The 23,743-nt window shown below is 68.0% G+C and carries 20 protein-coding genes; 14 read left to right on the top strand and 6 right to left on the bottom strand.

What is annotated here, in order from left to right:
* Positions 1 to 29 precede the first annotated feature (29 nt).
* From ACHAA3_RS02225 to ACHAA3_RS02210, 4 genes are all read left to right on the top strand, one after another.
* Positions 30 to 1,844 carry a methylmalonyl-CoA mutase family protein gene (locus tag ACHAA3_RS02225; RefSeq protein WP_435707301.1) on the top strand — a complete coding sequence of 605 codons (1,815 nt, stop codon included), beginning with the start codon at positions 30 to 32 and terminating at the stop codon, positions 1,842 to 1,844.
* Positions 1,841 to 4,015, top strand: coding sequence for a methylmalonyl-CoA mutase (gene scpA, locus ACHAA3_RS02220; protein WP_435707300.1), 2,175 nt, complete (start codon positions 1,841 to 1,843; stop codon positions 4,013 to 4,015). Before ACHAA3_RS02225 ends, scpA begins: the two co-directional genes overlap by 4 nt.
* Positions 3,999 to 4,985, top strand: a complete 987-nt coding sequence (gene meaB / locus ACHAA3_RS02215) for a methylmalonyl Co-A mutase-associated GTPase MeaB (protein ID WP_435707299.1) — start codon at positions 3,999 to 4,001, stop codon at positions 4,983 to 4,985. The genes scpA and meaB overlap by 17 nt, the downstream gene beginning before the upstream one ends.
* An 83-nt stretch (positions 4,986 to 5,068) precedes the next feature.
* A complete protein-coding gene (locus ACHAA3_RS02210; RefSeq protein ID WP_435707298.1) occupies positions 5,069 to 5,860 on the top strand; it encodes a transglutaminase-like domain-containing protein in 792 nt (263 codons plus the stop codon).
* A 190-nt stretch (positions 5,861 to 6,050) separates the two neighbouring features.
* Here the strand turns inward: ACHAA3_RS02210 and ACHAA3_RS02205 are convergent, their stop codons facing one another.
* The gene (locus tag ACHAA3_RS02205; protein ID WP_435707297.1) at positions 6,051 to 7,169 is read right to left on the bottom strand and encodes a citrate synthase 2; all 1,119 of its coding nucleotides are present in this window, start codon (positions 7,167 to 7,169) and stop codon (positions 6,051 to 6,053) included.
* Between the two features lie 36 nt (positions 7,170 to 7,205).
* Between ACHAA3_RS02205 and pdxH the strand changes: the two genes are divergently transcribed.
* Positions 7,206 to 7,874, top strand: coding sequence for a pyridoxamine 5'-phosphate oxidase (gene pdxH, locus ACHAA3_RS02200; protein ID WP_435707296.1), 669 nt, complete (start codon positions 7,206 to 7,208; stop codon positions 7,872 to 7,874).
* A gap of 65 nt (positions 7,875 to 7,939) precedes the next feature.
* Here the strand turns inward: pdxH and ACHAA3_RS02195 are convergent, their stop codons facing one another.
* A complete protein-coding gene (locus tag ACHAA3_RS02195) occupies positions 7,940 to 9,262 on the bottom strand; it encodes a sugar nucleotide-binding protein (RefSeq protein WP_435707295.1) in 1,323 nt (440 codons plus the stop codon).
* Positions 9,259 to 10,257 carry a dTDP-glucose 4,6-dehydratase gene (rfbB, locus tag ACHAA3_RS02190; protein WP_435707294.1) on the bottom strand — a complete coding sequence of 333 codons (999 nt, stop codon included), beginning with the start codon at positions 10,255 to 10,257 and terminating at the stop codon, positions 9,259 to 9,261. Before rfbB ends, ACHAA3_RS02195 begins: the two co-directional genes overlap by 4 nt.
* A 48-nt stretch (positions 10,258 to 10,305) precedes the next feature.
* Here rfbB and rfbA point away from each other — a divergent pair, with 48 nt between their 5' ends.
* Positions 10,306 to 11,169 carry a glucose-1-phosphate thymidylyltransferase RfbA gene (rfbA, locus tag ACHAA3_RS02185; protein WP_435707293.1) on the top strand — a complete coding sequence of 288 codons (864 nt, stop codon included), beginning with the start codon at positions 10,306 to 10,308 and terminating at the stop codon, positions 11,167 to 11,169.
* 30 nt (positions 11,170 to 11,199) lie between these two features.
* On the opposite strand, the gene ACHAA3_RS02180 is transcribed toward rfbA, so the two are convergent.
* Positions 11,200 to 12,804: an AMP-binding protein gene (locus tag ACHAA3_RS02180; RefSeq protein ID WP_435707292.1), complete on the bottom strand. Its 1,605-nt coding sequence runs from the start codon at positions 12,802 to 12,804 to the stop codon at positions 11,200 to 11,202.
* A gap of 131 nt (positions 12,805 to 12,935) precedes the next feature.
* Between ACHAA3_RS02180 and ACHAA3_RS02175 the strand changes: the two genes are divergently transcribed.
* The 4 genes from ACHAA3_RS02175 to ACHAA3_RS02160 all read left to right on the top strand — a co-directional run bounded on the left by ACHAA3_RS02175 (position 12,936) and on the right by ACHAA3_RS02160 (position 17,711).
* Entirely contained in the window at positions 12,936 to 14,606 is a 1,671-nt protein-coding gene (locus ACHAA3_RS02175) for a helix-turn-helix domain-containing protein (RefSeq protein WP_435707291.1), read from the top strand.
* A 139-nt stretch (positions 14,607 to 14,745) separates the two neighbouring features.
* Complete coding sequence (locus ACHAA3_RS02170; protein ID WP_435707290.1) at positions 14,746 to 16,254, top strand: sodium:solute symporter family transporter; 1,509 nt, start codon at positions 14,746 to 14,748, stop codon at positions 16,252 to 16,254.
* Entirely contained in the window at positions 16,251 to 16,673 is a 423-nt protein-coding gene (locus ACHAA3_RS02165) for a hypothetical protein (protein ID WP_435707289.1), read from the top strand. The genes ACHAA3_RS02170 and ACHAA3_RS02165 overlap by 4 nt, the downstream gene beginning before the upstream one ends.
* Positions 16,674 to 17,099: 426 nt before the next feature.
* Positions 17,100 to 17,711, top strand: a complete 612-nt coding sequence (locus ACHAA3_RS02160) for a hypothetical protein (protein ID WP_435707288.1) — start codon at positions 17,100 to 17,102, stop codon at positions 17,709 to 17,711.
* A gap of 38 nt (positions 17,712 to 17,749) precedes the next feature.
* On the opposite strand, the gene ACHAA3_RS02155 is transcribed toward ACHAA3_RS02160, so the two are convergent.
* Together ACHAA3_RS02155 and ACHAA3_RS02150 are read right to left on the bottom strand one after the other, a co-directional pair.
* Entirely contained in the window at positions 17,750 to 18,469 is a 720-nt protein-coding gene (locus ACHAA3_RS02155) for a hypothetical protein (RefSeq protein WP_435707287.1), read from the bottom strand.
* 9 nt (positions 18,470 to 18,478) lie between these two features.
* Positions 18,479 to 19,825 (bottom strand): cryptochrome/photolyase family protein, encoded by a 1,347-nt coding sequence (locus ACHAA3_RS02150; protein WP_435707286.1) that lies wholly within the window; start codon positions 19,823 to 19,825, stop codon positions 18,479 to 18,481.
* A gap of 69 nt (positions 19,826 to 19,894) precedes the next feature.
* On the opposite strand from ACHAA3_RS02150, the gene ACHAA3_RS02145 reads away from it, so the two are divergent.
* The 4 genes from ACHAA3_RS02145 to ACHAA3_RS02130 all read left to right on the top strand — a co-directional run bounded on the left by ACHAA3_RS02145 (position 19,895) and on the right by ACHAA3_RS02130 (position 23,160).
* Positions 19,895 to 20,578, top strand: a complete 684-nt coding sequence (locus ACHAA3_RS02145) for a metal-dependent transcriptional regulator (protein ID WP_435707285.1) — start codon at positions 19,895 to 19,897, stop codon at positions 20,576 to 20,578.
* Positions 20,579 to 20,804: 226 nt separating this feature from the next.
* Positions 20,805 to 22,061, top strand: coding sequence for a DUF222 domain-containing protein (locus tag ACHAA3_RS02140; RefSeq protein WP_435707284.1), 1,257 nt, complete (start codon positions 20,805 to 20,807; stop codon positions 22,059 to 22,061).
* 104 nt (positions 22,062 to 22,165) lie between these two features.
* Positions 22,166 to 22,582, top strand: coding sequence for a hypothetical protein (locus tag ACHAA3_RS02135; RefSeq protein WP_435707283.1), 417 nt, complete (start codon positions 22,166 to 22,168; stop codon positions 22,580 to 22,582).
* Positions 22,583 to 22,785: 203 nt separating this feature from the next.
* Complete coding sequence (locus ACHAA3_RS02130; protein ID WP_435707282.1) at positions 22,786 to 23,160, top strand: hypothetical protein; 375 nt, start codon at positions 22,786 to 22,788, stop codon at positions 23,158 to 23,160.
* Positions 23,161 to 23,743: the final 583 nt, after the last annotated feature.

Genomic DNA, 23,743 nt, shown 5'->3' with positions numbered 1-23,743 from the left:
CGTCACACAAGGTTCGTACGATGCCCCCTATGCCTGCTGAACCGGTGTCCGACCCGGGATCCGTCCCCGTCCCCCTCGCCGAAGGATTCGAGTCGAGCCGTGAGGAGTGGGAGAAGGCCACCGCGGCAGTGCTGCGCAAGACCAAGAAGTTGACCGATGACGCCCCAGACTCCGACGTCTGGTCGCTGCTGGCCACCACCACGCTCGACGGGATCAGCATCACGCCGCTGGGCACCACCGACCTGCAGATCCCCGACCCCGGACTGCCGGGCCAGGCGCCGTACACGCGCGGATCGACGGCCGCCCGCGAGCTCGACGGCTGGGACAACCGAGCCTGGTTCGCCGATCCCGACCCCGAGCGCACCGCTTCGGACGTCACCGCTGACCTCGAGAACGGCGTCAACTCGGTGTGGCTGTCGCTGGGCACCGGCGGTGTCCCGATCGAGAAGCTGGCCGCCATCTGCGAGCCGGTCTTCATCGACCTCGCCGCGGTCGTGATCGACGCTCCCCACGAGCCGATCGAAGCCGCCGAGGCCTTCGCCGCAGTCGTCGACGACAAGGCCGTCGCACCGGCGCCCGGCACCACGTTGGGCGTCGACCCGATCGGAGCCGCCCTGCGCGGAGTCGGCGTCACCGACCTGGGCCTGGCGGTGCAGGCAGCCGCCATCGCCACCCGCATCGGCACGCGGGCTGTCACGGTCGATGCCACGGCAGCCCACGACGCGGGCGCCTCCGACGCCCAGGAGCTGGCCTACTCGCTCGCGACCGGCGTCACCTACCTGCGCGTGCTGGTCGAGTCCGGGATCGACGTCGCGGATGCCGCAGACCTGATCGACTTCCGCTACGCGGCCACCGACGAGCAGTTCCCGACCATCGCCAAGCTCCGCGCAGCCCGCCGCCTCTGGCACCGGGTGCTCGAGCTGTCCGGGGTCGTCGATGCGGCCGGCCAGCTGCAGCACGCCGTGACGTCGCGACCGATGATGTCGCGCTACGACCCGTACGTGAACATGCTGCGGACCACGGTCGCGGCGTTCGCTGCCGGCGTGGGTGGGGCCGCTGCCGTCACGGTGCTGCCCTTCGACGAGCCGCTGGGTCTGCCCGAGCCGTTCAGTCGTCGCATCGCGCGCAACACCTCGAGCCTGCTGATCGACGAGTCGCACGTCGCGGCGGTCGCCGATCCCGCCGGGGGCGCCTTCGCCGTCGAGCAGCTCACCGACGACCTGGCCCGCACCGCGTGGCAGCTGTTCGGCCAGATCGATGCCACCCCGTCGCTCGAGGCGGCCCTCGATCTCGTCCGCGCGGGCATCGCGGAGTCGGTGTCGACCCGTGGCCTCGAGATCGCCCGCCGCACGATGCCCCTGACCGGTGTCTCCGAATTCCCCCATCTGCACGAAGAGATGCCCGAGCGTCGTCCCTACGCCGACGGCCGACCCAACGTCTTCCGCTACGGCCACGAGTTCGCCGCCATGCGCGATGCCCGAGCCGATGCCCCGGTCTTCCTCGCCACCCTGGGGACCATCGCGCAGCACACCGCACGCGCCACCTTCGTGACCAACCTGTTCGCCGCGGGCGGGATCGACGTCGTCGTCGCCGGCGCCACCGACGGTGTCGACGAGGTGCTCACGGCCTACCGCGAGGCCGACTCACCCCAGGTGGTGTGCCTGTGCGGCAACGACGCCACCTACGCCGACTGGGGCACTGAACTGGTCACCGCCCTGCGCGAGGCCGGCGCCCAGCACGTGGTGCTCGCCGGTTCCGCCGATGTCGGGGCTGACACCACCGCGGCCGCAGGGCTCGATGCCCTGGCCTTCCTCCGCCAGATCAGACAGGAGCTCGGCGCATGAGCATTCCGGACAGCTTCGCGGACCTTCCGCTCGACAGCGACTACACGCCCGACCCGGCCACCCACGCGGCCGCCACGGCGGACGCCGAGCCGTGGACCGCCCCCGAGGGCATCGACGTCGCGGGCCTCTACACCGCCGACGACGTGGCCGACCTCGACGGTCTCGACACCTTTCCCGGTCAGGCGCCGTACCTGCGTGGGCCGTACCCCGCGATGTACACGACCCAGCCGTGGACCGTCCGGCAGTACGCCGGGTTCTCCACCGCCGAGGAGTCCAACGCCTTCTACCGCCGCAACCTCGCGGCCGGCCAGAAGGGGCTGTCGGTCGCGTTCGACCTCGCGACGCACCGCGGGTACGACTCCGACAACCCGCGGGTCGTCGGCGACGTCGGCATGGCCGGTGTGGCGATCGACTCGATCTACGACACCCGCAAGCTCTTCGAGGGCATCCCGCTCGACGAGATGAGCGTGTCGATGACGATGAACGGCGCCGTGCTGCCGGTGCTGGCGCTGTACATCGTGGCGGCCGAGGAGCAGGGCGTCCCGCCCGAGAAGCTGTCGGGGACCATCCAGAACGACATCCTCAAAGAATTCATGGTCCGCAACACCTACATCTACCCGCCGGCTCCCTCGATGCGGATCATCTCGGACATCTTCGCCTACACGGCGCAGAAGATGCCGCGCTTCAACTCGATCTCGATCTCGGGCTACCACATCCAGGAGGCCGGGGCCACGAACGACCTCGAGCTCGCCTACACGCTCGCCGACGGCGTCGAGTACATCCGCGCCGGGCTCGACGTCGGTCTCGACATCGACGCGTTCGCGCCGCGGTTGAGCTTCTTCTGGGCGATCGGGATGAACTTCTACATGGAGATCGCCAAGATGCGGGCGGCCCGGGCCCTGTGGGCGCGGTTGCTCAAGCAGTTCGACCCGCAGAACCCCAAGTCCTCCAGCCTGCGCACCCACAGCCAGACGTCGGGCTGGTCGCTGACCGCGCAAGACGTCTACAACAACGTGGGTCGCACGGCCATCGAGGCGATGGCCGCCACCCAGGGCCACACCCAGAGCCTGCACACCAACGCCCTCGACGAGGCCATCGCGCTGCCGACCGACTTCAGCGCCCGCATCGCCCGTAACACCCAGCTGCTGCTGCAGCAGGAGTCCGGCACCACCGACATCATCGACCCGTGGGGCGGCTCGTACTACGTCGAGAAGCTCACCCACGACCTCGCCAACCGCGCCTGGGCGCACATCGAGGAGGTGGAGGCCGCCGGAGGCATGTCCAAGGCCATCGAGGAGGGCATCCCCAAGATGCGCATCGAGGAGGCGGCCGCCCGCACCCAGGCGCGCATCGACTCAGGTCAGCAGTCGGTCATCGGCATCAACACGTACCGCCTGGCCGACGAGGACCCACTCGACGTGCTCAAGGTCGACAACGTGGCCGTGCACGCCTCGCAGGTCGAGAAGCTCAAGCGCCTGCGCGAGGAGCGCGATGCCGACGAGGTCGAGACCGCGTTGGCAGCCCTGACCGCCAGCGCCGAACGCGGCGCCAGTCGTGACGGCTCGCTCGACGGCAACCTGCTCGCCCTGGCCGTCGATGCCGCTCGCGCCAAGGCCACGGTCGGTGAGATCTCCGACGCGCTCGAGAAGGTCTACGGACGTCACCAGGCCGTGATCCGTACGATCTCGGGTGTGTACCGCACCGAGGCCGGCCAGGCCGGCAACGTCGCCAAGGTGATCGAGGCGACCGAGCAGTTCGAGGAGGCCGAGGGCCGCCGTCCGCGCATCCTGGTGGCCAAGATGGGCCAGGACGGACACGACCGTGGCCAGAAGGTCATCGTCACGGCGTTCGCCGACATGGGCTTCGACGTCGACGTCGGACCGCTGTTCTCCACGCCGGAGGAGGTCGCGCAGCAGGCCGTCGACGCCGACGTGCACATCGTCGGCGTCTCGAGTCTCGCCGCCGGACACCTCACGCTGCTTCCTGCGCTCAAGGCGTCCCTGGCCGAGATGGGCCGTGGCGACATCATGATCGTGATCGGCGGTGTCATCCCGCCCGACGACGTGCCGACGCTCAAGGAGATGGGGGCCGCCGCGGTGTTCCTGCCCGGTACCGTCATCGCCGACTCGGCCCTGGACCTGCTGGACAAGCTGCGTGGTTCCGATCAGTGAGCTCGCCGACGACCTGAGGGCGGGCCAGCGGGCCGCGATCTCGCGCGCCATCACCCTGATCGAGTCGCGCCGGGCCGATCACCGGGCCGACGCACGCGAGCTGCTCGCCGACCTGACCTCCAGCATGCGCCAGGACGACACGAAGCAGACGGTTCGCGTCGGCATCTCGGGCGTTCCGGGGGTCGGCAAGTCCACGTTCATCGAGGCACTCGGCATGTACCTGATCGAACGTGGCCACCGGGTGGGGGTGCTGGCCGTCGATCCGTCCAGCGTGCGCACCGGAGGTTCGGTGCTGGGCGACAAGACCCGCATGTCGCGTCTGGCGGTCAGTCCGGATGCCTACATCCGGCCCTCGCCCAGTGCGGGCACGCTGGGTGGGGTCGCCCGCGCCACGAGCCAGGCCATGACGGTGCTCGAGGCGTCGGGGTTCGATGTGGTGCTGGTCGAGACCGTGGGTGTGGGCCAGTCCGAGATCACGGTGGCCGGCATGGTCGACACCTTCTTGTTCCTGACCCTCGCGCGCACGGGGGATGCGTTGCAGGGCATGAAGAAGGGCATCCTGGAGATCGCTGACGTCTTGTGCGTCAACAAGGCCGACGGCGACCGGGTGCGTGAGGCCGAGGCCACCTCCAAGGACCTCGCCGGTGCCCTGCGGTTGGTCTACGCCGGTACCCAGGACTGGGTCCCCCCGGTGCTGACCTGTTCGGCGATCGAGGGCACGGGCATCGACACGGTGTGGAGCCGCGTCATCCGCCACCGCGAGTTCATGGGCCCGAACGGCCTGAAGGACAAGCGGGCGCAGCAGCAGCTGGACTTCACCTGGGCACTGGTGCGCGACGAGCTCGACCAGCGACTGCGCACTGACCCGGACGTCAAGGCCATGCGGGCACAGATCCGGGCGGCCGTGCTGTCGGGGGAGATGCCGGCGGCCACGGCCGCGGACCAGATCCTCGCAGCGTGGGACGCCTGAGCGCTGGCGAGCCGGTTGGCTCTGGTCATCTGCCGTCGCCGGGCTGATCGGTTGTTCTGCCAGGTCCGTGACACGATCAGCGCATGGAACGCACCGTCTCAGCCCACCTGCAGCTGTACGTCTACGGTCCGGTCGACCTGGTCTTCTCCCTCGCCGTGGCCGAGGGGGTGGCTGCCGAGGAGTCGATGACCATCACCTCCAACGGCGAGCCGGTCGAGTCGCGGATCGTCACGGGCCGGCACGGAACCCGTCTGCACCGGGTCGCCGGCCAACGTGGGCCGATGGTGATCGACTATCGCGCCACGGCGAACGGTCAGGCCGAGCAGCCGAGCGTCGAGGAGCTCGACATCATCGAGTACCGCCGCCCGTCGCGCTACTGCGAGTCCGACACCCTCTTCGCCACGGCCCAGTCGGAGTTCGCCGGATTGTCGGGCATCGCTCTGCTCGACGCCGTCGGGTCCTGGGTGCGGGGCCACCTGACCTACGTGCCCGGCGTCAGCCAGCACACCGACGGCGCGGTCAAGGCATTCCTCGCGCGTCGTGGCATCTGTCGCGACTACGCGCACCTCGTCGTGGCGCTGCTGCGATCGCTGGACACTCCCGCACGGCTGGCCTCGGTCTATGCACCCGGGCTCATGCCGATGGACTTCCACGCCGTGGCCGAGGCCTATGTCGACGGGGGCTGGTACGTGGTGGACGCGACCGGACTGGCGCCGCGGCCCTCGCTGCTGCGCATCGCCACGGGGCAGGATGCTTCCGAGACGGCGTTCCTGTCCCAGCACGGTGCGGCGGTCGATCTGAAGTGGATGGAGGTCATGGCGGTCGTCGATGATCTGCCGATGGACGACCACTCCGGTCTGGCGATGCTGCGCTGAGCAACGCGCTGAAAATGATGACTACGAAGCACTAGTCACAAAGGACTAGGCTGGCTATAGTCATCTCAGCGGCGTGAATCTGCCGGTCCGAGCCCATCGGGGGGTGGCTCGGATCAGACCAGGCACCGTGAATCGACGAAGGGCCGGTCACCTCAGGGGGAGGTGACCGGCCCTTCGTCGTGATGCTGGTTCAGCGAGTGGCCCAGTCGGGGTCCCAGCCCTCGACCTCGTCGGCCTGGCGCTCGGCCGGGCCGGTGTAGATCGACGACGGTCGGATCAGTCGGCCGGTCTCGTACTGCTCCAGGATGTGTGCGCTCCAGCCGGCGGTGCGGGCGGAGGTGAACATGGCTGTGAACATGTTCGACGGGATCTCGGCGTAGTCCAGGACGATGGCCGCCCAGAACTCGACGTTGGTCTCCAGCACGCGGTCGGGGCGGCGCTCCTTGAGCTCCTTGAGTGCGGCCTCCTCCAGGGCGATGGCGACCTCGGCCCGGGGTGCGTTGAGCTCCTGGGCGGTGCGGCGCAGGGTGCGGGCTCGTGGGTCCTGGGCGCGGTAGACGCGGTGACCGAAGCCCATCAGGCGTTCTCCGGAGTCGAGCAGCTGCTTGACGTAGGCCTCGGCGTCGCCGGACTTCTCGACGGCCTCGATCATGGTCAGCACGCGAGCCGGGGCGCCGCCGTGCAGCGGCCCGGACATGGCACCCACCGCGCCGGACAGGGCTGCGGTGACGTCGGCTCCGGTCGAGGCGATGACGCGCGCGGTGAAGGTCGAGGCGTTCATGCCGTGCTCGGCGGCCGAGACCAGGTAGGCGTCGATGGCCTTGGCGTGGTCCGGGTTGACCTCGCCGCGCCAGCGGGTCAGCATGCGCTCCACGATGGTGTCGCACTGGTCGATCTCGGCCTGCGGAACCATCGGACGACCGAGGCCGCGGGCGGCCTGGGCCACGTAGCTGAGGATCATGACGGCCGAGCGGGCCAGGTCGTCGCGGACCTCCTCGGAGCTGTCGATGTCGTACAGCTGACGCATGCCCCAGATGGGGGCCATCTGGGCGATCGCGCTCTGCACGTCGGCACGGATGTCCCCGGAGTGCACCGGGATCGGGTACGGCTCGGCGGGCGGCAGACCGGGGTCGTAGCTCCCGTCGACCAGCAGTCCCCAGATCTTCTCGAACGGCACACGGCCGACCAGATCGTCGATGTCGACGCCGCGATACCGCAGGGCCGAACCTTCCTTGTCGGGTTCGGCGATCTTGCTCTCGAACGCCACGACACCCTCGAGTCCGTGATGGACCTGTACGCCTTCAGTCATGCCTCGCATTGTGCCTTGCGTCGTTACCGTGAGCACATGGAGACCCCAAGCCACTCGAGGATGGACCTGGCCGGCATGCGCGACGAGTACACCGACGGAGGTCTCGACGAGACCGAGCTCGACCGCGCCGGTGCCGGGTCCGATCCGGTGAAGCTGTTTCATCGATGGCTGGACGAGGCCGTGGGTGCGCAGGTGCACGAGCCGAACGCCATGGCCCTGGCCACGGCCACGCCCGAGGGACGGCCGTCGTCGCGGATCGTCCTGCTCAAGGGCTTCGACGCGGACGGTCTGGTGTTCTACACCGGCTACGCGTCGCGCAAGGGCCGCGAGCTGGAGGCCAACCCGTACGCGGCGGCGACCATGCTGTGGCACCCCATGCAGCGACAGGTGCGCGTCGAGGGTGCGGTCACCCGCCTCGCCCCGGCCGAGTCCGACGCCTACTTCGCGTCGCGCCCGCACGGCTCGCAGGTCAGCGCTGCCGCCTCCCCGCAGTCGCGCGTGGTGGCCGACCGGGCCGAGCTGGACCGCCTGCGTGACGGCGTCGAGCGGTCCGGACCCGAGGTGGTGCGACCGGCCACGTGGGGCGGCTACCGCATCCGCCTGGACGTCATCGAGTTCTGGCAGGGCCGCCAGAGCCGATTCCACGACCGCCTCCGCTACGAGAGCACCGACGAAGGCTGGACGAGGACCCGGCTAGCGCCATAGGCCACCGGGTAGACCAACTTTTGTAGCGGTAGGCAGGTTTCCGAGCCCCGTTTGCCTGCCTACCGCTACAAAAGTTGGGGCCCGGTGCGCGCCAGGGTGCTGTTTCTTGGGCGGGGGGCCGTCTGGTGGCCCTTCGTCTGCTGGTCGGTTGCGTACTGCTCGGTGCTGATACCTGTGACGTCGGCGGGGTCCCGCCCCTCCTCGGCGAAGATGCGGCGGGCGACATCGGCCCAGGACTCGATCGGACCGTCGCCGGTCACGTGGTGCACGCCGTACGGCGCGTCGCCGCGGACGAGGTCCACGATGGCCTTGGCCAAGTGGGACGCAGGCGTGAGGCGGCCGAACTGGTCGTCGACGACGCGCGGACTGACACCGTCGCGCGCCAGACGGCGCATCGTGTCGACGAAGTTGCGGCCGTCGCCGACGACCCAGCTGGTGCGCACCAGGTGGTGCCGGGGCACGGTCGAGGTGACCGCCTCGCCGGCTGCCTTGGTCTGGCCGTAGACGCCCAGCGGCGAGACCGGCTCGTCGACGGCGTGCTCGGCGGCCTCACCGTCGAAGACGTAGTCGCTGGACACGTTCACGAAGGCGAGCCGGTGCGCGATGCACAGGCGGGCGAGCGCGGCGACTGCCGTGACGTTGATGGCCCAGGCGAGCTGGCGGCCCTCGGGGGTCTCGGCCACGTCGACCGCGGTGTAGGCGGCTGCGTTGATGACGGTGTCGACTCCGCCGACGTCGAGCCGCTCGATCGCGGCGGTGTCGGTGAGGTCGAGATCGGACTCGGTGAGGAAGGTGGCCTCGGGGATGACGTCGCGCAGGGCCCGTCCCAGCTGGCCCTCGGCGCCGATCACCAGAGTGCCGCGTGGCCGAACGGGAATCACGTCCGCCAGCGCCGGGTGTGCGCGGTCCTTGTCGGAGACCTCGACCAGGGGAAGCGGCCACGGCACGGCGAGGGTGGGATCCTGCAGGTTGACGAACGTGTACACGGCATCGGGCGACCAGTGGGCGTTGACGAGGTAGGAGTAGGTCGTGCCGTCCTCGAGCGTCTGAAAGGCGTTCGCGACACCACGGGGGATGAACACCGCCCGGTCGGGGCCGATCTCGGCCGTCACGAGAGTGCCGAACCCCGGACCCTCGCGCAGGTCCACCCAGGCCCCGAAGACTCGGCCGGCGGCGACCGAGACCAGCTTGTCCCACGGCTCGGCGTGGATGCCGCGGGTCGTGCCGGCCGTCGCGTTGAACGACACGTTGTGCTGCACCGGCCCGAAGTCCGGCAGCCCGAGCTCGATCATCTTCTCGCGCTGCCAGTTCTCCTTGAACCATCCGCGGTCGTCGCCGTGGACGGTGAGATCGACCAGCAGCAGCCCATCGATCGCGGTGCCGCTCACTGCTCCTGCCCTTCGTACTTGCGCTCCGTGGAGACCTTGGCCGAGCGCCACCAGTGCTCGTGGGCGCGATACCACTCGACGGTGGCGGCGAGCCCCGTCTCGACGTCATCGTGGCGCGGCTTCCAGCCCAGCTCAGTGCGCAGCAGTGTGGGATCGATGGCGTAGCGCAGGTCGTGCCCGGCCCGGTCCGCAACGTGCTCGAAGTCGTCGGGCTCGCGTCCGAAGATCGTCAGCAGGGCACCGACCACCTCGCGGTTGCTGCGCTCGCCGTCGGCCCCGATCAGATACGTCTGGCCGATCTGACCATCGGAGAGGATCGCGAGGACGGCGCTGCTGTGGTCGTCGACGTGGATCCAGTCGCGGACGTTGCGGCCCTCGCCGTAGACCTTGGGCCTGAGGCCGTCGATCAGCTGGGTGATCTGACGTGGGATGAACTTCTCCACGTGCTGCCAGGGCCCGTAGTTGTTCGAGCAGTTGCTGGTCGTGGCCTGCACGCCGAACGAGCGGGTCCAGGCGGCCACCAGGTGATCCGATCCGGCCTTGGTGGCCGAGTAGGGACTGGACGGCCGGTACGGCGTGGACTCGGTGAAGCGCTGCGGGTCGTCGAGCTCGAGATCGCCGTAGACCTCATCGGTCGAGATGTGATGAAAGCGAAGATCATGCTTACGCGCTGCCTCCAGCAACACGAAGGTACCTACCAAGTTGGTCTGAACGAAAGGCGACGGGTCCTGCAGGGAGTTGTCATTGTGCGACTCGGCCGCGAAGTGAACCACGGTGTCGTGCGTGCTGGCGAGCTCGTCGACCAGGCCCGCGTCGCAGATGTCACCGATGACGAGGCGACACCGGTCTGAGGGAAGATGCTCGATGCTGCCGAGGTTCGCGGCATAGGTCAGCTTGTCGAGGATCGTGACGGTCAGGTCGGTGTGTGCGAGGACGTGGCGCACGAAGTTGGATCCGATGAAGCCGGCTCCGCCGGTGACGAGCAGGTTCTCCATGACGACAGCGTAGTGAACGCGGCGGTCCGCATCACTACGATGAGTCGCATGCGCGGGATCATCCTGGCCGGTGGCACCGGCTCACGTCTGCACCCGATCACCCTGGGCACCAGCAAGCAGCTCGTCCCGGTCTACGACAAGCCGATGATCTACTACCCGCTGTCGACCCTGATTCTTGCGGGGATCCGAGAGATCCTGGTCATCACCACCCCGCACGAGGCGGAGGGGTTCGTTCGTCTGCTCGGCGACGGATCACAGTTCGGCATCGAGATCACCTATGCGCAGCAGCCGAGCCCTGACGGTCTGGCGCAGGCCTTCGTGATCGGCGCGGAGCACATTGGGCCAGAACCCGTGGCGCTCGTGCTGGGCGACAACATCTTCCACGGTGCAGGACTCGGCACCCAGCTGTCACGCTTCGACCACGTCGAGGGAGCGGCGATCTTCGGCTATCGGGTTGCCGACCCCACGGCCTACGGTGTCGTCGAGTTCGACGACTCCGGCCGGGCGACCTCGTTGGAGGAGAAGCCGGCGCAGCCCAGGAGCCGCTACGCGATTCCGGGCTTGTACTTCTACGACGCCACGGTGGTCGAGCGGGCGCGTGCTCTCGAGCCCTCGGCGCGCGGCGAGCTGGAGATCACCGATCTCAACCGTGGCTACCTGGACGAGGGGCGTCTGCAGGTGCACGTGCTGGATCGCGGCACGGCCTGGCTCGACACCGGGACGTTCGACGGTCTGGCCGAGGCGGGCGAGTTCATCCGCACGGTCCAGAAGCGGCAGGGTCTGTCGATCGGCTGCCCCGAGGAGGCCGCGTGGCGCCGCGGTCTGCTCGACGACGACGGTCTGCGTCGCCAGGCCGAGCGGTACGACAAGAACTCCTACGGCTCGTACCTGCTGTCCCTGCTGGCGGAGTGAGGCGCGTCGACGTTCCGCGGCATCAGGTGGTCAGCAACGACTGACGCAACGACTCCTTGGACATCTTGCCCGTGCCCGTCGTGGGGATGGCCTCGACGAAGATGAACTCCTCAGGAAGCCACCACGACGCGACCTGGGGGGGGCGTGCGCACGAAGATCATCGGCGCCGGCGACCCCGTCCGGTCTCAGCACGACACACGCGACCGGTCGCTCGCCCCACCGAGGGTGTGCACGTGCGACCACGGCGACCTGCTGGACGTCGGGGTGTGACGCAATGGCCGTCTCGAGCTCGACCGACGAGATCCACTCACCACCGGACTTGATCAGATCCTTCAGCCGGTCGACCAGGCGCAGGTAGCCGTGCCCGTCGATCGTGGCCAGGTCGCCGGTCCGCAACCAGCCGTCGTCGCTGAAGGTGTCGGCGCCGGCGACGCCCTCGTAACCCCCCGCGACCCACGGGCCAGATGCCTGCAGCTCACCGACCGACGTCCCGTCGGTGGGCAGCACCTCACCGGTCTCGATGTCGACGACCCGCAGGCTCACCAGGGGTGGCGGCTGCCCCTGCGCGCCGCGAACCTTGTCGCGTTCGCGGTCGGAGAGGTTGTCGTGCTGACTGCGCAGCCCTCCGATGGCGCCGACGGGGCTCAGCTCGGTCATGCCCCACGAGTGGGTGAGCGGCACGCCGATCACACGCTCGTAGGCGGCGGTCAGCTCGGGTGTCACCACGGCTCCGCCGCCCAGCAGCAAGCGGACCGCGCCGAGGTCACGCCCGGGCACCACGGCGATCATGTCGCTCCACACGGTGGGCACCGCGGCACCCAGCGTCACGCGGTGGCGTTCCATCAGCCCGACCAGGTGATTCGGTTCCGCCGACTGGCCGGGCAGCACGAGATCGGCGCCGGACATCAGTGCGGCGTAGGGCAGACCCCAGGCGTTGGCGTGGAACATCGGCACGATCGGCATCACGACGTCGCGCTCGCACACCCCCACCAGCCCGGCAGACATGGTGCCCAGGGTGTGCAGCACCGTCGAGCGGTGGCTGTAGAGCACGCCCTTGGGGGGCCCTGTGGTGCCCGAGGTGTAGCAGAGCCCGGCCGCGAGATTCTCCTCCTCGGTCTCAAAGGTCGACTCGAACGATCCCTGCCACGGCTCGTGGCTCTCGACCAGCTGGTCGTGGTCGAAGAACCGCGGGTCGTCAGGGAGCGGGATGGCGCTCTCGTCCCGGAACACCACCCAGTGGCGCACCTCGGAGAGTCGGTCGAGACACTCCAGGACCATGGGCAGGTGGCGCTGGTCGATGAAGACGATCTCGTCGCCTGCGTGCTCGACCACGTAGATGAAGTGCTCGGCCGACAACCGGATGTTAATGGTGTGCAGGACGCGCTTGCTGATCGGCGCTGCTGCGTAGACCTCGAGGTGTCGTCGATGGTTGGCGGCCAAGGTCGCCACGCGAGCCCCCGGGGAGACACCGAGTCGATCCAACGCCGACACCAGGCGACGGACCCGGAGGGCCCACGTCGCGTAGTCCATCGCGGACCCGTCGGCGTCGATCACCCGCTTGTGCCCGAACAACGACTCCGCCCGCTCGACGAGATGAGCGATCGTCAGGGGCCGAGACTGCATCAGACCATTCACGGTCGTCACGCTAGGCGTGAGCCACACCACGTGGAAGGGTGTGTTGAAATACATCGCGAGCGCGATGGGTGGAATATTGATCCACCCGTGGTACGTCCCGGCGTCTCCCGCCAGCCCGAAGGACTTGATCGATGACTGATCCTGCTGCCCGCCGCAGCCGCGAGCGCGAGCTGGCGTCCCTGTACGCCACGGCCCGTTCGCTGACCGCCCTCGGCGACGTCGACGACGTGCTCGGGTCGATCGTGCGGCACGCTTTCGACCTGATCGGCACCGGCATCACCTATCTGTCGCTGCTGGACCCTGACGGCTCACTGGCGATCACCGCGAGCCAGGGCACCATCTCGGCGCGGTTCCGTGCCGCCCGGATCGGCCCGGGCACCGGGTTGGGCGGCAAGGTCATCGTCACCCGGACGGCGCACTGGGTCGAGGACTACGCCAGTGCGACCGAGCTGACGCACGACCCGTCCTTCGATGACCTGCTCAGCGACGAAGGCATGGCTGCTCTGCTCGGGGTGCCCCTGCTGGTTCGCGGAGAAGTCCTCGGCGTCCTGTTCGCCGCCGACCGCAGCAAGCGCCGATTTCGCACCGACGAGATCGCCTTGCTCACCGCCTTCGCCGACCACGCGGCGGTGGCGCTGGACAACGCCCGACTCTATGAGCGGAGTCGCGACTCGCTGGACCGCCTGCGTGAGGCCTACGGCACGATCGAGGCGCAGGTGGCGCAGATGGAGCGGGCGCAGGCGGTGCACGAAGCCCTGACCGGTGCCGTGCTCGCCGGCGGCGGGCCGCAGGTCGTGGCCTCCGAGCTCGCCGACCAGATGGGCGGCGGCGTGATCATCGTCGATCGCGAGGGCGTACTGCTCGCCGAGGCCGGGGAGCGCGGCCACGATCAGTCCAGCTCGATGAGCATCCGTGCGGGCGACAGCGTCCTCGGCACGCTCGCCTGGACCCATGTCGGCGAGATCGGCGACGCCGACATCCGCAGCCTCGAGCTGGCCGCACACGTGGTCGGACTGCTGATGCTCAAGGAGAACGCGGCCGCCGACGCCGCAGTCCGGCTCAGCGGCGAGCTGCTGACCGAACTGATCCTTGCCGGTCCGCAGATGGACGCCGCCCAGCGGTTCCGTGCCCGGGCGCGCGGGATCGATCTGAGTGCTCTTGACGTCCTGGTGACCGTCGAGTGCGAGGACATGACGGCCAGCAACCTGGTGCGCCACCTCGGAGTCCTGGCCGGCGAGAACTCCGGATTGGCCGGCGAGCACCTCGGGCGTGCCACCCTGCTCGCGGCGGCGCCTGACGATGACGACCTCGAGTCATTCGCCCAGTCACTGCATCGCCGATTGCGATCAGAGCTCGGCCGTCCCGCCATCGTGATCGCCGAGCGGGTGAGGGCCAACGACTGGTCCCGCGCGTTCGGGCTCGCCACCGGGTGTCTGTCGGTGGCCCGCCAGGTCGGGGCCACCGATCTCGGAGCCAGCACGGATCGATTCGCGCTCTACGCCCTGGTCTTCGACGGCGAGCGGCGCGGCGAGCTCGACCGGTTCCTCCACGACACCCTCGGCCCGCTGCTGCGCTATGACCAGCAGCGGTCGACCGACCTGGTCGCCACCCTCACCGCCTACTTCGCGCACGACGGCAATCTGCGCCGCACGGCCCGCGCGCTGCACGTCCACCTCAACACCCTGCTGAAGCGACTCGACCGCATCACGACGGTCTTCGGTCACGACTGGCGCACCGTCGATGACCTGCAGCTGCGGCTTGCGGTGCGGCTGCACGAGCTTCGAACCCCGTCGACGCTTTGAGCCGCAATGGGGTGGATGCTGGACACACCATCGCACGGTCAAGTGTGTGTGGTCTTCACCTCTTGAAGAGCTGCGCGTCGTCCCTAGAGTGACGGGGACCACATCGGGCCAGACGGTCCGTCGCAGCTGAGGAGTCTTCGTGAGCATCGTCGTGATCATCGTCATTGCCTACTTCATCGTCATGTTCGGTATCGGCTACTGGGCGAACACCCGGATGAAGTCATCGAAGGAGTTCCTGGTCGCCGGCCAGACGCTCGGCTTCTTCGTGATGGCCATCGCCGCCTTCTCCTCGATCCAGAGTGGGTTCGGGATGATCGGCCACACAGCCAACACGTATGCGTGGGGCATCCAGGCGATCGTGGCGGCGGCCCTCCTGCTGCCTCTCGCCTTCGCCCTGTCCTGGTTTCTGCTCGGTGCTCGGCTGTACCGCATCGCCCGAACCCACGACGTCTACTCCGTCCCCGACGTCATCCGTGTCCGCTACCCGGACCGGTCGGCGCACATGGCGATGTCCGTCGCGATGTTCGTCGGTGCCGTCGCCTACATGACCGCCCAGGTCACCGCGATGGGCGTCATCGTGGCGATCATCTTCGACACCTCCATCACCTGGGGCGCGATCATCGGCTCGGTCGTCGTGGCGACCTACACGATCGCCGGCGGCATGCTGGCTGCCGTCTGGACCGACCTGGTGCAGGGCCTGCTGATGATCGTCATGGCGATCGCCACGTTCTTCGTGGCCACCAACACCGTGGGCGGATGGTCCTCGATGCTCGCGACGATCGAGGACTTCGACCCCGGTTTCCTGCAGCTCGACGCCACCCAGCCCATCACGTGGGTTCTCGCCTTCGTGTTCCTCGCCATCATCGGCACGGCGGCCCAGCCGCAGCTGGTCACGAAGTTCTTGATGCTCCGTTCGCCGTCCGAGCTGCGGTGGGGCGCCTTGGTCGCGGCCGTCGCCTACGCCATCACCACGTTGTTCGCGTTGTCGATCGGGCTGGCGACGCGTGCCCTGACCGCTCAGGGTCGCGCTCCGGAGCTGGAGAACATCGACAACACGACGACCTGGTTCCTGGACAACATGACCAGCCCCGCCTTCGCCGGGTTCGTGCTCGCGGGCCTGCTGGCCGCGATCATGTCGAGCGCCAGCTCGTTCATCACGATCGGTGCCTCGGCGCTCACCCGCGACCTGATGAGCTCGATGGGCCGCACCGTGACCCGCGAGCTGTTGTGGTCGCGGCTGGCCAGCGCGTTCGTGGTGCTGTGCTCGCTGCTGCTGGCGCTGTACCTGACGCAGGTCGTCTTCCTGCTCGGCGCGATCGGCTGGGCGGCGTTCGCGTCGGCGATGTTCGCGCCGATCGTGCTGGGGTTGTACTGGCGGCGCGCGACGGGCATGGCCACCACCATCGCGGTGACCTTCGCGCTCGTGTCGAACATGGCGTTGACGGTGCTGACGTCCGAGGGGATCATCACCCTGCCGTCCTACATGCAGTCCGGCGGCATCGTCATCGGCCTGAGCATGTTGCTGTTCGTCGCCCTGTCGGTGCTGTTCCCATCGGCCGCCTCCCGGCGCGGCTTCGACGAGGTCTACGCGCCGACTGGGCTGACCGCTCCGGCGCCCGAGCTCGACTCCGCCACCTCCGCATCATGACCACGAAGAGGATCGACATGTTGTTTGACCGAACTGACACCCTGGTCGCGGCGATCACCGCTGCAACGCTCCTCGCCACGATCGGCATGCTGGCCGACGTCTGGCAGATGGTCTACTACGCGCTGCCCGTGTTCGTGCTGCTGTTCATGCTGATGGGATCGCTCAACGCGCGAGATCAGTGGTCGTCCCGGTCCATGATCCCGGTGATCGGATTCAGTGCCGTGCTCGCCGCGCTGTTCATTGCCGCCGGCGTGCTGCTGGACTCGACAGCCAGGTTCGGCGGGATGCCCGTCGCGAGCGGTCTCTTCCTGTACGTCATCTGGCCGCTGACCGTGTTCGGGGCCCCGCTGACCTATGCCCTCGTCTACAGCCGATGGCTGGCGCCGGACCTCACCGAGCTCGTCGAGACGACGAGCTGATGCGCCGTCGGGGGATGGCCGCCGCGCTGGCCGGCGCGCGCACCCAGTCGATCGTCGTGACGATGAACTAGCGGCCCGGCATCTTCGGTTGGTTCCACCACGACGTCCTGTCGACCACCGACCCGGCCGCCGGGCAGCAGTACGCCGATACCGTGACCGCCGCAGCGATCGAGGATCACGGCGCCACCCGCCCGGGATCGCCGTGCTCGCCGGCAGCACCTTCGAGGAGGGCAAGCTGTTCGCCGCCACCGGTCGCCGGGCCTGGACGTGCACGGGACGCTCACCCGCACGTCGAGACGTCCAGAGTCCCGCCTCAGTCGGCACGGGATGAGATGCTGACTCGTGGCCATCTCACGATCACTGCGCGTTCACCCCTCAGTCGTTCGTCCTGCACCTTCGGGGGGCGTTCCCTGGTGGGTGCTCGCGGTGGTCGCCGCGCTCAGCTTGGGCGTCGCGGTGGGGGTGACGGCGGTGCTGGCCATCGACACCGTGCGTTTTGGCCCCGCTGTGCGCGACGTGCTCTCCGTGGCCCGGGCCGGCGACCCGCTGCCCTTCTACACCGGTTGGCTGACCGGCCTGGGCGTCGTCGGCTGGATCAGTGCCGCGACCACGGGGGTGTTCGCCGGCGCCCTGTTGTGGCGGTGCGGCGAACGACGTGCGGGGCGGGCGCTCGTCCTCGGGGGTCTGGTCTCGGCGGCTATGGGTGCCGACGACCTGTTCATGTTCCATGACGGTGTGCTGGCGGAGCGGGGTGTGCCGGAGTGGGTGACGTTGGTCGTCCTGGGGGCGGCGGCAGCCCTGTGGGGTCTGACCCACGTTCGTGTCCTGCTCAGCGGCAGGGAGGCGGTGCTGCTTGTCCTGGCTGGAGTGTGGTTCGCGCACTCGCTGATCGTGGAGGTGGTGGAAGGGCTGTACTTCCATGAGGAGGCGAGCAAGGCCGCGGCGATCGTCTGCTGGACGGTGTGGTTCTGGGTGCGGGCGGTGCGGGCGCTGCGGCAGGTGCCGTCCGGCGTCCCGGCCCAGCTATCTACGAGCTGACCTGCGTCACCCGGTCACGCACAGGCGCGACAGATCCATCAGAAGGCGGCGGGATCGATCTCGATCCAGACCTGCTCAGCGCGGGCCAGCAGCTCGCCGTCGGCGTGCAGTGCGGTGCTCGTGAGGAACTTGCGTCCTTCCTGACGATCCAGCACGCCGGTGACGGTGCACGACTCACCGATCTCGGGGATGCGCAGGACCTGTGCGGTCATCCGCCCGAGCACGGTCGGGTGCACCGTGAAGTCGGCAGTCCAGCCACCGGCGCAGTCGATCGCGGCCCAGATGATCTCGGTCGGCAGGACGCCGTGGGCATCGAGCAGATCGCGGTGGGCGGTCCAGGGCGCGGCCGTGGTGGTCGATCCGGGCGCGACGGGTCCGGTGAAGACGCGCAGACCGTCGCCGTCGGCGCGGTCCGGTCCACAGGTGAAGCAGGTGCTGAACGGATGTCCGGAGTGGCCCGGATACGCGGCCGCACCGGCAGCAGCCTGCTCGGCCGAGGGAGCCGCAGGAGCTTCCCGGCTGAACGACCCCGGGGCCGACTCACCGATGAGCGCGCCCCCGGCGGTGACCAGACGCACCTCGTCTCCGTCGTGCTCCCAGGCCAGTGCCGTGTCCAGCGGCGGCGGCTGGCGCAGGGTGGAGGTCGACGGGGTCGTGACGGGCGAGGTCTCGGGCAGCTGCGCTGCGATCAGACCGCAGACGTAGCCGCCGTTGCCTGAGTGGGTGGGCCCGTTGAACCTCGAGTCGATCGTCACCATGCCTGCACGCTACTTCTTCAGATCCTCGTAGCGGCGCAGGGACTCCTTGCGCTCCTCCGCGTGATCGACGATGGGTGCCGGGTAGCCGGCCGGTGGCTCGTCCATCTCCCACGGGGAGTGCACGTGCGAGGCCGGGACGTCGCGCAGCTCGGGGATCCACCGCTTGACGTAGGTGCCGTCGGCGTCGAACTTCTTGCCCTGCGTCATGGGGTTGAACACCCGAAAGTACGGTGCCGCGTCGGTGCCGCAGCCTGCCACCCACTGCCATCCGTGCTGGTTGGAGGCGGGATCGCCGTCGACGAGCCGGTCCATGAAGTGTGCTGCGCCGTGCTGCCACTCCAGGTGCAGGTCCTTGGCCAGGAAGCTGGCCACGATCATCCGCACGCGGTTGTGCATCCATCCCTCGGCGAGCAGCTGACGCATGCCGGCATCGACGATCGGGATTCCGGTCTGCCCGTTCTTCCAGGCCTCGAGGTCGTCGCCGGGCTCGTCGTATTGCATCGCCTCCCAGCTCTTGTCGTAGTAGCCGTGCTCGGAGTCCGGGCGGTGGTGCAGCACGTCGGCGTAGAAGTCGCGGAAGGCCAGCTCGCGCGCATGGGCCTCGGCGCCACTCGAGCGCAGCTGCGCGAGATCGGCCAGCATGGTGCGCGGATGGATCGCTCCCCACTTCAGGTGCACCGACATGCGCGAGGTGCGATCCGAGCCGGGCAGGTCGCGCAGCTCGTCGTAGTCGGCGACATCGGCGTCGAGGAACTCTCGCCAGCGTTCGAGCGCTGCGGCCTCGCCGATCGGCGGCAGCGTCACGCCGTCCGGGACGGCGACCTCGGGAATGCGATGCGTACGGCCCTCGGGTCGCACCCAGGCGACGTCGCGCACGGCTGCTGCCGGCGCGCGCCAGCCGTGGTTGCCCCACGCCCGGAAGAACGGCGTGAAGACCTTGTACGGCTCGCCGTCGGGCTTGGTGATGCGACCGGGGGAGACCGCGTAGGGCGAGCCTGTGCGCACGAACGCGATGTCGTGCTCGGCCAGCGCCCGTTCGGTCGCGGCGTCGCGCTCGGCTCCGTACGGGGTGAAGTCCTCGGTCGCGTGCACCTCGGTGGCGTCGACGGCACGCGCGATCCGCAGCACCTCCGCGGCCGGGGTCCCGTGAACGACGTGCAGGCCGCCGATCCGATCGGAGAACTCCTGCATCATCCGGACCATGTAGGCGAGGCGGATCTCGGCTCCCTTGCCCCAGTAGTGGTCGTCGAGGACGAACAACGGCACGACCTCGTCGGCGGACGAGACGGAGGCCTGGAGGGCCGGATGATCGGCCAGGCGAAGGTCGTTGCGGAACCACATCACGGCAGTGCTCATGCAAGCCATTGTGCTGGTCCGCGGACGACCCGCATCTCGCTGTCGGTGGACTGCTGTTTAATGGGGCCCGTGAGCGACCTGATCGACACGACCGAGATGTACCTCCGCACGGTCTACGAACTGGAGGAGGAGGGCATCGTGCCCCTGCGCGCTCGCATTGCCGAGCGTCTGCACCAAAGCGGCCCCACGGTCAGTCAGACCGTCGCCCGCATGGAGCGCGATGGTCTGCTCAGCGTCGAGGGCGATCGTCACCTCGAGCTGTCCGACAAGGGACGCCAGCTCGCCACCCGTGTCATGCGCAAGCATCGGCTGGCCGAACGTCTGCTCACCGACATCATCGGTCTGGAGATCGAGTTCGTCCACGAAGAGGCGTGTCGGTGGGAGCACGTGATGTCCGAGCAGGTCGAGCGTCGCCTCGTCGAGCTGCTGGAGCACCCCACCGAGTCGCCGTACGGCAACCCGATCCCCGGCCTCGCCGAGCTCGGCCAGATCGGTGAGTCGGCCACGTTCCTCGAAGGTGTCGAGTCGCTCACCGTCGCCGCCGGGGCAGAACCCGTGCGGGTCGTGGTGCGCCGCATCGCCGAGGAGATCCAGAAGGACACGCAGGTCATGTCGGTCCTGCGTCGGGTCGGCGCACTGCCGGGCAACGACGTGCTGGTCTCCGCAGGAGTCGAGGGAGTCGTTATTGCTCGGCAGGGCGAGACCGCCGAGGTCGACGCCGAGGCCGCGGCCCACATCTTTGTGACCCGCTAGGGCGCACGGCTCGTACCTCGCCGCTCCAGCGGTTCGTACCTCACCGCTGCCGGGCTACGCCCGGGCGCCTGCCTCGCTTCGCTCGGCCCGTGATCGCCACTGTCCTGCGACAGACGTCAGGAGTCATCTTCGCAGATGCCCCAGACATGGCACTCGGTCAGGGAAAATGCTGAGATATCAGTGATTAACTGTTGTCATAGAACACGTGTTCGAGTACGATAGAGACATGAACCCGGAGCCCACCATCGACGCGATGCGCCAAGCCGCGCACGCGCTTCGCACTGGTGATGCTCGCGACCGTGCCCGTGCGATCCAGGTCGCGGCCGATGCTCTCGATGCGGCCAAGGCCGTGGCGCTGTCCGAGCTGGAGATCAGTCGAGATCACGAGCTCGATGGCGCCTCGACCTTGAATGCGTGGGTCCGCAACGAGCTGCGTCTCAACGCCGGTCAGGCGACCTCTCTGGTCCGCAACGTGACGGCGTTGGACGAGCTGCCTGGAGTTGCTGAGGCGGCGGTGGCGGGGCGGATCGGTGCCGGCCATGTGCGGGCGTTCGTCTACGGCATCCGGCACGTGGGTCTGGCCAAGATGCGTGAGTTCGAGGACGTGTTCCTCGCGGTAGCGCTCGAAAGCGACCCGGCTGACTTGTTCGAGGCCGTCAAGCACTTGAAGGATGTCGTGCATCCCGAGGATCTGGATGATGCCTGGGAGAAGGGCATGGACAAGGAAGACTTCCAGGTCAACGCCGTTCCCGACGGGTGGCATGTGAACGGCTTCCTGGGCACCACTACTGGGGCGAAGCTCAAGAAGGTCATCGACTCGGTCTCCGCACCCCGCAACGCCGACGACACCCGCACGGGTTCCGAGCGCCGGGTTCAGGGCCTGGATGACTTGTTGTCCTCGATCCTGGGCAGTGGGTTGCCGTCGGACAAGGGCGTCAAACCGCACATGTCGGTCTTCGTCGACGCCGAAACACTCGAAGCGGCTGCCGAGCACGTCAAGGACGCGACTGAGAATCCCGGCTTCGTCCCCGATCCCATGCCACCAGTCGAACCAGCACGGCTCGCGGGTCATGGTGCGATCGGCCCGAATCTGCTGATGTACTTCTTGTGCATCTCCGACTTCACCGCGTTCCTGATGAAAGAGGGTGACGGTGACCGACAGGCGCAGGTCCTCAACGCCGGGCGCGATCGCTACCAGCCCAACCAGCTGCAACGCCGCTCGATCATCGCCCGCCAAGAAGGCGTCTGCGCAGCACCCGGCTGCAAGCAGACCCACCTGGAGATCCACCACGTGATCTGGTGGTCACTCGGTGGTAAGACTGACCTCGACCAGCTCGTGGGACTCTGCACCCGATGCCATCATTTGTTGCACCGAGGCCGACTTCACATCACTGGCAACGCCACCGACGGATTCCGATTCACCAACCGCACCGGACGACCCCTGCGCCGACGACGAAGAGTCAGCTTCACCCGAGCCGCCTGACCCTCCAGTCCGGCGGCCCACCGGCATGCCCACACCCATTCAGGGACAACACAGGCGGGCTTGGCGGAACTGGCGTACCGGCCGATGGCCGCTACATTTCAGGCATGAGTGGGAATGAACGACCGGTACCACCGATCACGCTCTACGACCATGGCGACTTGGATGTGTTTGCAGATGTCGCTTTAGCTTGTCTGGATCTTGAGATCTACGACGCGGCCGAGGATGGACGCCAAGCATTCGATAGTCGCGGCACCCCGCTTCGGATTGTGACGCGCGGTTATGACGTTGTCGACATTGTCGTCGCGGAGAACGCGTTACCAGTTCCCCAAGACCTCGAAACCTGGCTCCGGAACTACATCCGGAGTACCGACCCTGATTCGGTCGGGCTGCCCAATTTCGAGTCGGCGTCACTCGACACTCTGCTGATTTCGGTGCTTCGCGATCAAGCGGGTGTTCCATACGAGGGTCCGGTCGCAAAGGTGCTCAGGATCCTGCGTGGCAGAAAGCGCGCCTCCCCGTAGTTGGCCGCCCCTGAGGAGGCACCTCAAGTGCTCGGCAGTGGCCGCAACCATTCGTTGCAATCTAGGCACTGCCAGTGCAGGTACAACACAAGTTGAATCCAGCAGAAGCCGCTGAAGGACGCCTCGCCGAGGCAATCGCTGAAGCATGCGCCACCGGCGCTTCCGCGGCAGCCTTTCGGCTCGTCTCACACCGATAGAGTCAGATGTACCCGAGCAGGCTCGTACTGTTCCACCATGGGATCGACCTCGCCGAGGGTCAGCTCGAGGAGCACCGCGACCGCGGCATGATCACAGGTGCTGACGGGCGCGGTTACCTGCGCCAAGCAACCAAGACCAAGCGACGCGTCGCCGACGCCCTCGTCGCATTGGGCGCGCCCTTGATCCTAGAGATGCTGGGCCGGGACCAGTTCGGATGGTTTGAAGGCGAAGCCGCGAGGGCGAAGTGGGCAAAGGTTCGCCCCCACGTGATCTCTACCCAGCCCACCGGCAAGCAACTGTCCAAGCACGAGATGTGGAACGCCGGGGTTTGGGAAAGTGAGACCGGTGACGAGCTGCTCTACCTGACGGGCTCCTGCTGAAGCTCCGATTGTGGATCGGCTTGCGGCGATTCGGCGGACCCAACGGCTGGTCAGCACAGTTGGGCATGGCGGTGTGCGCGGATAGCCTGCGACGTATGAACGAGAGCGAAAGTGAGCCACTCACGAGCGATGAGGCCTTCCGAGCGGCTTTCTATCTGGTGGATCGCTATCTCTCTCTAGACCCGGACCTGAGTGGTGGCCTGAGCCTGCTGTGGTCATACCTGCAAACGGATCCAGCGAGAGCCGAGGACTGGAACGACTCAATCCGTCGTGCAAAGAACGACCCAGGGTGGGGTGCGATCATCGACGCTCCAGCGCGGAACTTCAATGACTTTGAGCGCGGCCCGCACTACGTGCATCGACAGCTCGCGGGCTTACCGGCGTCGGATGGCTCAGTGTGTGCCGAACTGCCACGTCGGAGTCGACGTGAGGCGTGATGCCGATGAGGTTTCGAGCACGCCGCCGAGCTCGACTTTGCGCCGCATCCCAGGGACCAGCACGATTGGCACGCCACGATAGGTGTATGGGAGTCCGCGGGTGCCCCACCGCCTCTCATCGAGGTGGGTCAGCGCCGCATCCCGAC

The organism is Aeromicrobium sp. CF3.5, assembly GCF_051262695.1.
In the GTDB taxonomy this organism is placed as follows: domain Bacteria; phylum Actinomycetota; class Actinomycetes; order Propionibacteriales; family Nocardioidaceae; genus Aeromicrobium.
This window is presented reverse-complemented; position numbering and strand designations above follow the sequence as displayed.

What these genes read in the sequence shown, in the direction of transcription:
- ACHAA3_RS02225 (WP_435707301.1), top strand. Translation starts at nt 30, where the DNA reads ATGCCTGCTGAACCGGTGTCCGACCCGGGATCCGTCCCCGTCCCCCTC.
- scpA (WP_435707300.1), top strand. Translation starts at nt 1,841, where the DNA reads ATGAGCATTCCGGACAGCTTCGCGGACCTTCCGCTCGACAGCGACTAC.
- ACHAA3_RS02210 (WP_435707298.1), top strand. Translation starts at nt 5,069, where the DNA reads ATGGAACGCACCGTCTCAGCCCACCTGCAGCTGTACGTCTACGGTCCG.
- ACHAA3_RS02205 (WP_435707297.1), bottom strand. Translation starts at nt 7,169, where the DNA reads ATGACTGAAGGCGTACAGGTCCATCACGGACTCGAGGGTGTCGTGGCG.
- pdxH (WP_435707296.1), top strand. Translation starts at nt 7,206, where the DNA reads ATGGAGACCCCAAGCCACTCGAGGATGGACCTGGCCGGCATGCGCGAC.
- rfbB (WP_435707294.1), bottom strand. Translation starts at nt 10,257, where the DNA reads ATGGAGAACCTGCTCGTCACCGGCGGAGCCGGCTTCATCGGATCCAAC.
- rfbA (WP_435707293.1), top strand. Translation starts at nt 10,306, where the DNA reads ATGCGCGGGATCATCCTGGCCGGTGGCACCGGCTCACGTCTGCACCCG.
- ACHAA3_RS02175 (WP_435707291.1), top strand. Translation starts at nt 12,936, where the DNA reads ATGACTGATCCTGCTGCCCGCCGCAGCCGCGAGCGCGAGCTGGCGTCC.
- ACHAA3_RS02165 (WP_435707289.1), top strand. Translation starts at nt 16,251, where the DNA reads ATGACCACGAAGAGGATCGACATGTTGTTTGACCGAACTGACACCCTG.
- ACHAA3_RS02155 (WP_435707287.1), bottom strand. Translation starts at nt 18,469, where the DNA reads ATGGTGACGATCGACTCGAGGTTCAACGGGCCCACCCACTCAGGCAAC.
- ACHAA3_RS02150 (WP_435707286.1), bottom strand. Translation starts at nt 19,825, where the DNA reads ATGAGCACTGCCGTGATGTGGTTCCGCAACGACCTTCGCCTGGCCGAT.
- ACHAA3_RS02140 (WP_435707284.1), top strand. Translation starts at nt 20,805, where the DNA reads ATGAACCCGGAGCCCACCATCGACGCGATGCGCCAAGCCGCGCACGCG.
- ACHAA3_RS02135 (WP_435707283.1), top strand. Translation starts at nt 22,166, where the DNA reads ATGAGTGGGAATGAACGACCGGTACCACCGATCACGCTCTACGACCAT.
- ACHAA3_RS02130 (WP_435707282.1), top strand. Translation starts at nt 22,786, where the DNA reads ATGTACCCGAGCAGGCTCGTACTGTTCCACCATGGGATCGACCTCGCC.